This window comes from Methanosarcina mazei S-6, from assembly GCF_000970205.1.
Taxonomy (GTDB): Archaea; Halobacteriota; Methanosarcinia; order Methanosarcinales; family Methanosarcinaceae; genus Methanosarcina; species Methanosarcina mazei.
Genome location: NZ_CP009512.1, coordinates 3,815,742 through 3,828,894 on the forward strand (window position 1 = coordinate 3,815,742; position 13,153 = coordinate 3,828,894).

The following is a 13,153-nucleotide window of genomic DNA, read 5'->3' on the forward strand; positions in this document are numbered from 1 at the left end:
ATCTGTATCCTCATTGCTTATTCATAAAGCTTAGGAGTTAATCTTCGAACTGCCCCGAAGTTTTTCCTTAACAATCAAATAAGTAAAAGATAAAGTTTTCCCGTTAAATATAAATTTAAGGAATGGGAAAATCAGTGAATATATTTTTACACGGATCTCCGCGCTCCCGTGAAAATCCAGCAGTGTCTCCATAAAAACCGGACAGACAGAAAAACTGCAGCGCCTACAGCGGCTGTAAATCGTCCCCAGAATAGCATGTATAAGCCCGCAAAGCATTCCTGTATCCGCGGGGTCCGGAAGCCCGAAAGTGAGGTCAGCTTTCAGGTATTTAATTTTTATTGCATTGAGCATGTCAGAAAACAGTCGGAAAAGAGGCTTTCTAAGAGCTTTGTAAGCTTCCAGACCCCAGTGAAGCTTTTCCTTGATGGTCATTCCGTCCTCTTCTTCAACCTCAACATCCCTTGCAGAACTTTTCTTCCCTTTTATACGGTCAAATATCCCTCTTTTCTTTTCAACCCGGATTTTTTCTTCAGCCCGGGTTCTATCTTCACCTTCAGGAGCAAATGTTTTCTCCTCAGGTCTCTCTTTTACGGGCTCTCTGCTTTCATCTACCTGAATTTTATATTCTGCTTCCCGGCCTTCATCCCTGATTTTGATTTCTTCAGGTACTGATTCGTCCTGCCGATTTTCGGTTTCAATTACTTTTTCATTTCCCTTATCCTCCATATCTGACTCATCAGGAGAATATTTTTTCTCGCCGGGTTCTCCAATTAAAAAAGTGTGGGAAAAAAAGAGCCATTTAACGGTTACTGTGCCTTCCAGTTCGTTCTTTTCTTTCAAACTCAGGGCCTTAAGCTTGAAGGTAAAGACTATTGCCGTGAGAAGTACAAATAAAATAAGTAAAAAAATCAGAATAATGAGATATATGGCAAGCATGCTGAACATTTTGAGGGAAGAAGGACAGTCCTGACTATCCTGACCACTTTAACCGTCAATTCAGATTCCAGTAAAATCCCTTAAAAAGTTTTAACCTGGAGGGATTTAGTGGAAACAGCCCCCTTTCTCGACTTCAATCTCCGTGTGCTCTTTGACCTCTGTTTTAACGGCTTCGGAGCTCCCTTCTTTTTTATGTTTTCCGGTTTTGCCTTTGATTTTGTCCAGAAGCTCAGGCACTGCCTCCTGAATGGAACCAAGGATTGCACCTACATCTCCTTTCTCAGAGATCCTGAAGATCTTTGCATCATCCTCGGAGAGCATAATAAAAGCGATAGGCTCGATCTTAGCGCCTGCACCGCCTCCACCACCGTATCCAATGTCGGATTCCTTCTTGCCGCCTTCCCCGCCTCCTCCTCCAAAGCCCATTGTAAGTTTGGAAACAGGAATAATTGTTTTCCCGGCAGCAGTAATAGGGTCCCCAACTACGGTTTTTGTAGTTGCAATTTTTTCAAGTTCGCTCGCAATTTGTTTAATAGTATCTTCTACACCCATCTAGTTTCCCCCGATGTGTTAGTATCATCTGTTTACGTGGATAATAAATGTTATCTATATGTTTTAGATTTTCAATCCAGATTATTATAATATTATCTTTATTATTTTTATTCAGTTCTGGATTTACAACTCCAAGCATAAATCTTATTGCTTTAAATATATATTTTATTGTCATTACAGTTTTTTTCAGAAACTTTTCAGAATATATTTTGAGTCCTCTTCTGATTTAAGCTTAATCTCATAACCGTTTTGGACAATCTCTTTGAAAGTAAGAGAAATTACTTACGTTAATAAAAGGCACCTATTTTTAATAAGAGAGTCCTGTACTGTAAAAACAAATTTAACCAACAGATAAGAATAAATAGTCCCTGTATTTGCTATAAGCACATTGCTCCGCTCTTCTACAAAAAATATGTTTTTTATTTCTATTAAAAAATATTAATCTAAATCAGTATATTTATATTGTTTTACATATTTTTCAATTTAGTAAAGGTTTGGGGAACAAGGTATTAAATTAGAATATAGAAAATCGCCATTAGACATTTATAAATAAATCTGTATATCGATAGCGAGATAAGGAATTGAGGTAAGTTGCCAGTAAATCAATTCATCCGTAATACAGATTTTACCCCCAAATTTCTTGAGTGGATGGAGGGATTATAAATAAAAAACAAATTATTTACTTTGCAAATTGCTGTTTTCCTTCTGGTATCAATTTCGGGTATAGGAACGGCAGCTGAGATAATTGTCCAGCCAGGAAATTCGATACAGGCTGCAGTTGACAATGCGAGCTCGGGAGATACAATAATTATAAAGCCCGGGACCTATACCGAAAACATCAACATCACTAAAGGGGACCTCACAGTCAGGTCAGAGTCCGGAAACCCCGAAGATACAACAATTAAATCCAGAAGCTCGACAGCCAGCGTGCTCTCAGTACAGGCAGATAATGTTAAAATTAGCGGGATCAGGGCTATTGGGGCAAGCGGGTCCAGCTATTCAGGAATTCATCTGTACCAGTGCAATAAATGTATAATAGAAAACAATATGCTCGCAAATAATGGGCGTGGAATTTATCTCCAGAATTCCAGAAAGTGCACGCTCTCAGGCAACACAGCCACAAATAACAGAGCATATGGGATTGTTCTCGGAAGTTCCAGCTATAACACTATTTCCGAAAATACTGCTTATAACAGCAGTCGTGGCATCTATCTGGGTTCCTCTGACTACAATATAATTGCAGGCAATAAAGTGACTTATAACAATTACTTAGGGTTTTACGAATGTAGCCTGTGCGACTATAATGACGTATATAATAACTATTTCAACAACACCGATGTAAGCGTAAAAAGTGGGATTGGAAATTCCTATAATGCTACAAAAACCGAAGGCGCAAATATAATTGGCGGCTCCTATATCGGCGGAAATTACTGGGGAAAACCTGACGGCACGGGCTTTTCTGATACAGCTATAGACAGGGATGGAGACGGTATTGCAGACTCTGCTTACAGACTGCCGGGCGGCAGCACAAGCTCGGATTACCTGCCTCTTGTATATCCATTGAATTTGCCTGAGCCTGTACCCCCGACTGCAGACTTCAGCAGCAACGTTACTTCGGGAAGCGCACCACTGGATGTCAGTTTTATCGACAAAAGTACAGGAACTCCTGTTGAATGGAACTGGGATTTCGGAGACGGGACCAGTTTAACAGAGCAGAACCCTTTACACACATATTCCACGGAAGGAACCTATACTGTCAGCCTTACAGTAAGAAATGAAAAAGGAACAAATTCAAAATCGGACACAATCACTGTATCACAGAATATTGGCCCTTCAGAGCCGGTGAGCCCTGTCGCGGACTTCGGCACGAACGCCACCGAGGGATTTGCGCCCCTTGCCATCCAGTTCACCGACTTTTCAAAAAACGCGGTATCATGGAGCTGGGACTTTGACAATAACGGACAGCCCGATTCCACCGTCCAGAACCCGGTTTATGTTTATGAAAATCCGGGAGACTATATCGTTAACCTGATGGTAAGTAATGCAAATGGAACGGTCTCAAAAACTCTGCAAATAAAGGTACTGGAAGTAGAAGAGGAAAAAATTCTGCCTGTTGCAGATTTTAATACGAATGTCACAGAAGGATATGCTCCACTCCCGGTCCTTTTCACTGACAGGTCACAAAATGCAGCTAGTACAGGCTGGGATTTTGAAGGGGACGGATCTGAGGAAGTAAATTACGGCACTGTGGTTTACGTCTACACCTCTCCAGGAACCTATACTGCGAGCCTGACCGCAACCAATGAAAACGGTACGGATACAAAAACCACTACAATAAATGTAATGAGAAACCCCGGTCTTCCTGTTGCAGATTTCAGTGTCAGTGCTACAGGCGGATATTCCCCGCTTTCGGTAACTTTTACTGACCTCTCGCAAAATGCGATATCAAGGAGCTGGGACGTTAACAACGACGGAATTGAAGATTCAAACGCATCAAGCTTTGTTTACGAATATTCCTCTGCAGGGACTTACACTGCTAAACTGACAGCAATTAATGTAAACGGCACGGATACAAAAACCACTACAATAATTGTGGACCGGAAGAGCAGCGGAGGAGGCAGCAGTGGAGGCGGTGGAGGAGGCGGGTCCCCTGAACCTGCAAAGAATGTTAAGGTGAAGGAACTTTCCCAGCTCTTTATCACCAACGATAAGGCTGTAAAGTTTGACTTCACAAAGAATGCTACATGTGTCGTATATGTAGGCTTTGATGCGATCAAGAATGTAGGTAAGACCACGACCATAGTTGAGGAACTGAAAAATAAGTCCGCACTTGTTTCCGAACTGCCCGAAGGTGAGGTTTATAAGTCCTTTAATGTCTGGGTTGGAAACAGCGGGTATGCAACTCCAAAAAACATAGAAAAACCGGTAATATGCTTCAAAGTTGAAAAGAACTGGCTACAGGATAAAAGTATAGACCTGAGCTCTATCATACTGAACAGGTACAGCGATAAAAAGTGGGAGCAATTGCCAGTCAACCTGTCAGGAGAAGATAACGACTATCTCTACTTTACAGCAGAAGTCCCGGGTTACGCATCATTTGCGATAACAGGCAAGGCTACTGTCCAGCAGGCAAAGACAGAAAATACCCCGATCCCTGCTGAAGAAAGGTCTATTGAGGATATCCAGCCTGAAAAGCAGGAGGCTCAAGATACTGAGACAGGTAATGAGTCCAGTAAAAACAACCGCAATACCATATTAAGTGTGGGTATTGTGATCGGAGCTCTGGGAGTAATAGGACTGGTGCTGAAAAGTATGAAGGAATGAACTGGAATGCCCTTCGGCGTTCCATTCCCCAACATCCTATTTTCCAAAGTTCCATTTCCCACGTTCCATTTTTTTCACATACAATCCGGTAATGCAGAAAAATGGAAATCATCAAAGGAATCATCAAAGGAATCATCAAAGGAATCATCAAAGAGAACTGGTTTTGAATCCAATCCTCTAAATTTAGGAATGGTAAAAATATAATTTCTAATATTTACTTTAGGAATGACTTCACAGCCATTGCTGAAGACGATATCGAGAACAAAAATAATGAGATTATATCTTCTTTATCCCTTAATATCTAAATCTAATATCTAAATCTAATATCTAAATCTAAAATCTAAACCTTAAAAATTGATGATTTCGAATCAGTGGCCAAAACCTGCATTAATTCAGGTTATTTCTTATTTTTAATAAAACGGCCAGATGATAAGGGAATAAAAACCTCATATTTTTAGCTCTTAATAAAGTTAAAAAAATAGAGTTAAAGAGTTAATTATTCCCTACAATTAAACTATTGATTCACTGATCTGTATACTTTTTTTTCGTTTTTTGGAAAGTAATACTTTAAATCAGTATACTTATATTGCTTAAATACATTCCCGTGTAATTAAAGTGATTTACGCTAAAATTTTGTTCTTCGTTACAGTCAAATTAGGCGCAAATTCATCAGTTTTACATCTGTACATTATTTTCATGTTGAGTACAGTTTTCGTGAATTACTAACAATACAAATTTACCCCCTGATAGGGATTTCACCCTAACTTTCTTGAGTGGATGGAGGAATTGGAATTAAAAATAAAGTGCTAATTTTACTGGGAATTTTTCTTATTTTATCATTAATTTCAGGTATTGGGTCAGCTGCTGAGATAATTGTCCAGCCGGGAGACTCAATACAGGCTGCAATAGACAGTTCAAAATCAGGCGACACAATAACCATAAAACCCGGGACCTACACTGAAAATGTCAACATAACCAAAAGCAGCCTTTTGATAAGATCAGAGTCCGGCAACCCTGATGAAACAATAATCAAAGCTAAAAGCTCATCAAGCAATGCGCTCTCAATGCAGGCATGGAATGTTACGATTAAAGGGATAAAAACCATAGGAGCAAGCGGTTCCAGCTATTCTGGAATTTATATGTACAAATGCAATCAATGTGTGATTGAGAATAATAAAATGATGAATAACGGATATGGGATCCGTATCGTAAGCTCCAACAGATGCACCGTCTCGAAAAATACAGTTCTGAATAACGGAGTTTACGGGATTTACCTCGGGAGCTGTAGCAACAACACTATTTCCGGAAATACGGCAACCAATGACAACCGCGGCATCCACGTAGGGTCCGCTGATGACAATACAATTTCAGACAACACTGTGACTTCAAACAATATTTTAGGAATGTATGTCTGCGGGCTCAGCGACAGGAACCTCATTTATAACAACTATTTCAATAACACAAATATAACCATTAAAAACGGAACAGGGAATGCCTATAACACCGCAAAAGCCTCAGGTAAAAACATTGTCGGCGGAACCTACATTGGCGGAAACTTCTGGGGCAAACCTGATGGTTCAGGCTTTTCCAATAAGGCAACGGACACGGACAGAGATGGGATTTCCGATTCAGCATACAGTATTCCGGGCAGCATATACATAGATCACCTGCCTCTAGTTGTCCCTGCCCCTCTAACAGCTCCTGGCGCAAGTTTCAGCAGCAATGTTACCTCAGGGACTGCACCTCTCAACGTCCTGTTTACTGACACAAGTACAGGTTCACCAACGACATGGAAATGGAACTTCGGAGACGGAACCAGTTCAACTCAGAAGAGTCCAACACATGCATATTCAACGGCAGGAACCTATACAGTAACACTTACAGTGACCAATTCAGCAGGCAGCAATACGGCAACAAAAACAAATTACGTAACAGTAACCACAGGAACCACAGGAACAAAACCGGTATTACAATACTGGGGATCTCCGAGGTCGGGAACTGCACCACTGACTGTAACATTCAAGGACAATTCTTCAGGGTCGCCAACAGCATGGAACTGGAGTTTCGGAGATGGAGCATATTCAAACGAGAAATATCCAAAACATACGTATATGGCACCAGGGAGTTACACGATATCACTTACAACGAGCAATGCTGCAGGAAGTAATACGTTAACAAAGAGCAATTATATAGTGGTGACAGGAACTTCTTCTCAAACACCGGTTGCTGCATTTTCCGCATCTCCAACAGCCGGGACTGCACCATTGAGTGTAAGTTTTACTGACAGCAGCACGGGTTCGCCAACAACATGGAAATGGAACTTCGGAGATGGAACCAGTTCAACCGAGAAAAATCCTGTGCATACATATTCGACAGCGGGAAGCTACACAGTAACGCTTACAGCAAGCAATACAGCAGGCAGTAATACGGCAACGAAATCAAGTTATGTAACAGTAACTACAGGAACCACAGGAACAAAACCGGTATTACAATACTGGGGGTCTCCAAGGTCGGGAACTGCGCCGCTGACTGTAACATTTAAGGACAATTCTTCAGGATCTCCGACGGCATGGAACTGGAGTTTTGGAGATGGAGCATATTCAAACGAGAAATATCCAAAACATACGTATATGGCACCAGGAAGTTACACGATATCACTTACAGCCAGTAATGCAGCAGGAAGTAACACATTAATAAAGAACAACTATATAGTGGTGACAGGAAACACTTCACAGGCGCCGGTTGCTGCATTTTCGGCATCTCCAACATCCGGGACTGCACCTCTTAACGTCCTGTTTACTGACACAAGTACAGGTTCACCAACGACATGGAAATGGAACTTCGGAGACGGAACCAGTTCAACTCAGAAGAGTCCAACACATGCATATTCAACGGCAGGAACCTATACAGTAACACTTACAGTGACCAATTCAGCAGGCAGCAATACGGCAACGAAAACAAATTACGTAACAGTAACCACAGGAACCACAGGAACAAAACCGGTATTACAGTACTGGGGGTCTCCAAGGTCGGGAATTGCACCGTTGACTGTAACATTTAAGGACAATTCTTCAGGATCTCCGACGGCATGGAACTGGAGTTTCGGAGATGGAGCATATTCAAACGAAAAATATCCAAAGCATACATACACTGCACCAGGAAGTTACACGATATCACTTACAGCGAGCAATGCTGCAGGAAGTAATACGTTAACAAAGAGCAATTATATAGTGGTGACAGGAACTTCTTCTCAAACACCGGTTGCTGCATTTTCGGCATCTCCAACAGCCGGGACTGCACCATTGAGTGTAAGTTTTACTGACAGCAGCACGGGTTCGCCAACAACATGGAAATGGAACTTTGGAGATGGAACAAGTTCAACAGAGAAAAATCCTGTGCATACATATTCGACAGCGGGAAGCTACACAGTAACGCTTACAGCAAGCAATACAGCAGGCAGCAATACGGCAACGAAATCAAGTTATGTAACAGTAACCACAGGAACCACAGGAACAAAACCGGTATTACAGTACTGGGGGTCTCCAAGGTCGGGAACTGCACCGTTGACTGTAACATTTAAGGACAATTCTTCAGGGTCGCCAACAGCATGGAACTGGAGTTTCGGAGATGGAGCATATTCAAACGAGAAATATCCAAAACATACGTATATGGCACCAGGAAGTTACACGATATCACTTACAGCCAGTAATGCAGCAGGAAGTAACACATTAATAAAGAACAACTATATAGTGGTGACAAATGCCTGAAAATTCTTGGAAATCAGTTTTAAGAGAAAAAGATAAAATCAGGTAAAAAAAGAAAAAACAAAATGACGAGAAAAACAAAAATAACAAGAAAATAAGAGAAAGGAAAAGACGGAGTTAAATAATAAACATAAAGGGTTCGGCTGAAGTAAAGGAGCCATTTCCCCATTAGAGTTTTTCTGCAAGGCTCCCGAACTCTAGCCGGCCTGAAGCCGGAGATTCCGGCTCTTTTTTTTCAGTTTCAATTTTTTCGGGATTATAAGGCAATGTGTTTGCGAAGAACTCTTCTACCAGGCTTCCTACATCTTTTGGGGCTACATCAATGAATTCCCTGCTTTCTTCAGGTGGGAAGTATCCAAAAACAGAAAATTTCCCCAGTTTTCGCACCTGAGAACCCTGGTAGCGGGCGTCAAGAAGAATCCTTACCCCAAAATCTCCCGGAGAGCGGACAACCCTTCCCATTGCCTGCCTCACTTTCCTTATTGTAGGCACCTGGACTGCAAATTCCCAGCCTTCCCCGCACCCAAAGACAGTATCGTATGCCGACTCGACAGCTTTTATCCTGTCATTCAGAGCAGGGTATCCCACGCCCACTACAATTACGGTCCTGCCGCGGGAGTCCCGGAAATCTACTCCTTCGCTCAATGTTCCCCAGAGGTAGGTTATGAGCACAGCTTTTCCTCCCTGCTCCCCTATTTTGAAAAACTTCGGCCTTATCTCCTGAGCTGATACCCCAACCTCATCAAGGAAAATAGGAATTGAGAGTTCAGGCTCAAGGAGTTTCGTATATCTGAGTGCTTCGGCATAGCTCTGGAAATAAATGATTACATTCCCGGGGGAGGCAGCAGTGGCAGCAAGAAGAGCCTCTCTCAAACCTTCAAGGGTCTCAGGGCTGTCCCTGTTTTTTGCAAAGAGGGGAGGAACTGAGACTGCGAGAGTGAGTCTTCTTTCCTGTGGGAAAGTTGTCCCATAGGTAATTTCCTCCACTTCCCGGCTAATGCCCAGTGTGGACCTGACCATTTCGAAAGGACGGAGAGTGGCAGACATTAGCACCGCGGAATAAACGGAGTCAAGCAATGGCTGGGTCACATTTTTCGGGATGCAGGTGAAGAGTTCAAGCCTGCCTACAACCCTGTCACTTTTAAAGTCCCTGCGCATGTTCAGGATCGGATAATAGTTCTGCCTGTCCGAAAGCACAAGGTAAGAAGAAAGGAAATCTGCAACATAACGGATCTGGGAACGCTTGGGCACGGAAAGAAGCCCTTTTTTGTAGTTCTCAGCATAAATCTCTTCAAGCCTGCCTCCGAACTCCCCGATTTCACGCAGCCTTGTAAGAACCGTTTCTTCGTCTGCAAAACCCTCCTTCTGTGCGTCCCGCAAAAAGCGGGCTTTCAGGACGTCATGGCGTTCATAGGGGTCGCTTATCTGGATATCCTGCCAGTGTTTTCCAAGCCTGTTCCTTTCCCCGAACTTCAGCTTTGAGTCATAAGTATCCCTGATTGCGGTAAGAAGACAGGAAAAGAGCCTTCTGGCATAAATCCTTGAAGCGTAATCTTCGTCAAGAGGGATCCCTGTACCGGAGAATGAACCTCCCCCGAATACGGGAGAGCTTTCAGGCTCAGGAATTTCTCCCACTTCAGAAAGGGCTTTTTCAACGGTCAGTTCAGAAAGCATTATTGAGGAATGGGAACGTGCTGAAGCCTCGATATTGTGGGCTTCGTCAAAGATGAGGATGACGTCTTCAGGGTCTCTCTCAAGCCATTTGAGGAGGGTCATGAAGATGTCAGCACTTAATACATGATGGAAATTACAGATAAGGAGCTCAGTATTTTTAAGTTCCTTTTTAAGCAGCTCATACCCGCACATTCCCCGGTCTTCTGCATACTCCATAATTTCTTCCGGACTCCTGACGTCCGAAAAGAGCCAGGAAGAAAACTCGCTGCTTTCGAACTTGAGGACTTCATAAAGCCTGGAGCAGGAATGGTTCCTTAAGGACTGAGCCTTTTTTCGGGCTTCATCGAGTTCTTTTTCGAGCTCGTTCCTGAGGATGTAAAGGGCAGGATCTTTTGATTTCTTGTGTTTTTCGAAGGCGTCTTTGAGTTCTTTTTCCTTTGAAGAGACCTCCCTTTCAAAATCAAGAAGGTCATAGGTGTTTTCCCCTTTGAGCCTGCATTCCTCGTAGTCAAGATTATCAGGGCACATCGAAGCTTTACCTTTAAAAACGATTGTTTTTATGCTGTTGTCCCTGTTGATGTCTCTTGCTTCATTTATGAACTGGACCATCTGCTGGTGGACATTCGTGACTATAATTACGACCTTATTGAGCTTCTTTCCCGCATGCAGTGCAGGAGCAAGTGCACTTAAAGTCTTGCCCGTACCGCATGCCCCTTCAAAGAGCACTATTTTCTCATTCTGGAGGGCAGAATGAATTTTATCCATAGCCTCTGACTGATTTGGGTAGCAGCTTTTTTTTGTAAAATATCGCATGTATCCATTCTTTTGCATCATACGCTTAATCCTGAGGTCTCTACGGTTTCCAGAGCTCTGTAGTTATAGCTATTATTACGCTTATTGCAATACAGCACAAATTGCAGTTTCTTTTAATTTACTTTGAGAACTGTCTTCAAGGATTTTAAGAACTGTAATTAATTATCACCTAACAGTAATTAAATATTTTGAAACCCATTTTTATAAAGAATTATGGCCTGTTTTCAGACATCTATTTTTCCTGAAATAATGGTCCTGTAAACGATAAATCATATAAAATGACTTCTGATACTGATAATGTACAGGCCTACTGTAAAGTGGAGAAGTCAGCAGTTTTTAATTCCCCGCTTTTACCAGAAGAGCATTCCCTTTCAAGGTATTTACTTCCCCACTCGCAGAGTGCGTCCAGGACAGGGAGCACGGTTTTCCCGAATTCCGTTAGAGAATATTCGACTCTGGGAGGGATTTCAGGATAAACTTTCCTTAAAATAAGCCCCGCGTCTTCAAGTTCCCGGAGCTGCTTTGTAAGCATCTTGGGAGATATCCCCTGCATATTCTGCTGGAGACCGGAAAATCTCAGCTTTTCCGTTTTCAACTGCCAGAGAATAATGGGCTTCCATTTGCCTCCGATTACATTCAGAGTCGCTTCAACAGGACATTGATAATGTTTATTCTGTTTTACCTCATTTGCCATACTCTTTCATTGTATCCTTTTTGTTACTGAGTATCCGGATTGTATGTATAGTATATAAGTATAGTTGCTGTAAATTAAATATCGAGAAATGTAAATTACTGACAGAAAGATCTCTATTTTGTAAAAAAGCTCGAATAAAAGATAAAAGGTGTAAGAATGAAAGTCATAGGAATTGTTGGAAGCCCCCGAAAGAATGGAAACACAAACATCCTTGTACAGCAGGTTCTGGAAGGCGCAGCAGAGGCAGGTGCCGAGACCCGGAACTTTATCCTCAACGAGATGAACTACAGCGGCTGCCAGGGATGCAATTACTGCAAGAGCCATGATAAGTGTAAGCTTGAAGACGACCTTATGGAATTATTCGACGAACTTGCATCAGCGGACGGGGTTGTTTTTGGCTCCCCCATCTACTTTGGTCAGTTTACAGGTCAGATGAGGCTTTTCCTTGACCGTTGCTATTCCCTCATAAATGCTGATTTCTCTCCCCGCCTCCCTGCCGGAAAAAAAGCTGTGGTCATAGGAACTCAGGGAGCACCTGATGCGGAAGCTTTCAAAGGAGTTTATGAGGAATTCAAAGGACAGATTTCGAACTTTATGCGCATGGATGTAAAGGATACGATAGTAGGAATCGGATACCATGCACCCGGAGAAGTAAAAGAAGACACAGAACTTATGGAAAAAGCAAAAAATACAGGCATTAACCTCTTTAAATAAGATAAAACAACCGGAAAAGAAAACAAAAAACAAGATAAGATAGGGAAACCGGGAAAGAGAATAAAAACGGGATAATAAGACGGGGCGAGAGAAAACTGGAAATAGGTTTCCTCGTCCAAGTCTTTCATCAACGAACAGGAGGAGTCTGAATATGGAAACTCTTGAAGCAATCCACACTCGCCGAAGCATCCGAAAGTACACTGACAGACCAGTTCCGAGAGAGCTTGTTACCGAACTGCTCAGGGCAGCAATGAGTGCCCCCTCTGCGGTTAATGCCCAGCCCTGGGTCTTCATTGTAATCGATGACAGAAAAATTCTGGACGAGATCCCAACATTCAGCCCTTATGCCGGCATGTGCAGGGAAGCTCCTCTGGCAATTCTGGTCTGTGGGGATACTACCCAGGAAAAAGCACCCGGGTACTGGGTACAGGACTGCTCGGCAGCCATTCAGAACCTTCTTCTTGCAGCTCATGATGCAGGGCTGGGAGCGGTCTGGACAGGAATTTTTCCCATGACAGACAGAGTTCAAGGCTTCAGGAAAGCATTTGGACTGCCTGGCCATGTATTTCCTCTCGGGCTTGTGCCTGTTGGTTATCCTGCAGAAAAACTCTCACCTCAGGACAGGTACAGGGAAGAGAAAGTCTACAATAACAGATACGGTCAAAAAAGAGAATAATTCTGC

General features: G+C 42.6%; 9 protein-coding genes. 4 read left to right on the plus strand and 5 right to left on the minus strand.

What is annotated here, in order from left to right:
- Window positions 1-30 precede the first annotated feature (30 nt).
- From MSMAS_RS16385 to MSMAS_RS16395, 3 genes are all read right to left on the minus strand, one after another.
- Window positions 31-840 carry a DUF2953 domain-containing protein gene (locus tag MSMAS_RS16385; protein WP_226987720.1) on the minus strand — a complete coding sequence of 270 codons (810 nt, stop codon included), beginning with the start codon at window positions 838-840 and terminating at the stop codon, window positions 31-33.
- Between the two features lie 201 nt (window positions 841-1,041).
- On the minus strand, window positions 1,042-1,488 hold the full coding sequence (locus tag MSMAS_RS16390) for a GerW family sporulation protein (RefSeq protein ID WP_011033535.1): 447 nt from the start codon (window positions 1,486-1,488) through the stop codon (window positions 1,042-1,044).
- Window positions 1,466-1,663, minus strand: a complete 198-nt coding sequence (locus MSMAS_RS16395) for a hypothetical protein (protein ID WP_048038287.1) — start codon at window positions 1,661-1,663, stop codon at window positions 1,466-1,468. The genes MSMAS_RS16390 and MSMAS_RS16395 overlap by 23 nt, the downstream gene beginning before the upstream one ends.
- Window positions 1,664-2,172: 509 nt before the next feature.
- Here MSMAS_RS16395 and MSMAS_RS16400 point away from each other — a divergent pair.
- Window positions 2,173-4,812, plus strand: a complete 2,640-nt coding sequence (locus tag MSMAS_RS16400; protein WP_011033534.1) for a PGF-pre-PGF domain-containing protein — start codon at window positions 2,173-2,175, stop codon at window positions 4,810-4,812.
- An 803-nt stretch (window positions 4,813-5,615) separates the two neighbouring features.
- Window positions 5,616-8,579, plus strand: a complete 2,964-nt coding sequence (locus MSMAS_RS16405; protein WP_230633303.1) for a PKD domain-containing protein — start codon at window positions 5,616-5,618, stop codon at window positions 8,577-8,579.
- A gap of 165 nt (window positions 8,580-8,744) precedes the next feature.
- Here MSMAS_RS16405 and MSMAS_RS16410 read toward each other — a convergent pair whose 3' ends face one another.
- Window positions 8,745-11,084: an ATP-dependent DNA helicase gene (locus MSMAS_RS16410; RefSeq protein ID WP_011033532.1), complete on the minus strand. Its 2,340-nt coding sequence runs from the start codon at window positions 11,082-11,084 to the stop codon at window positions 8,745-8,747.
- A gap of 286 nt (window positions 11,085-11,370) precedes the next feature.
- Window positions 11,371-11,757, minus strand: a complete 387-nt coding sequence (locus MSMAS_RS16415; RefSeq protein ID WP_011033531.1) for a winged helix-turn-helix transcriptional regulator — start codon at window positions 11,755-11,757, stop codon at window positions 11,371-11,373.
- Between the two features lie 156 nt (window positions 11,758-11,913).
- On the opposite strand from MSMAS_RS16415, the gene MSMAS_RS16420 reads away from it, so the two are divergent.
- Window positions 11,914-12,471 (plus strand): flavodoxin family protein, encoded by a 558-nt coding sequence (locus MSMAS_RS16420; RefSeq protein WP_011033530.1) that lies wholly within the window; start codon window positions 11,914-11,916, stop codon window positions 12,469-12,471.
- A gap of 151 nt (window positions 12,472-12,622) precedes the next feature.
- The gene (locus tag MSMAS_RS16425) at window positions 12,623-13,147 is read left to right on the plus strand and encodes a nitroreductase family protein (protein WP_048037477.1); all 525 of its coding nucleotides are present in this window, start codon (window positions 12,623-12,625) and stop codon (window positions 13,145-13,147) included.
- The last annotated feature ends 6 nt before the right edge of the window (window positions 13,148-13,153 follow it).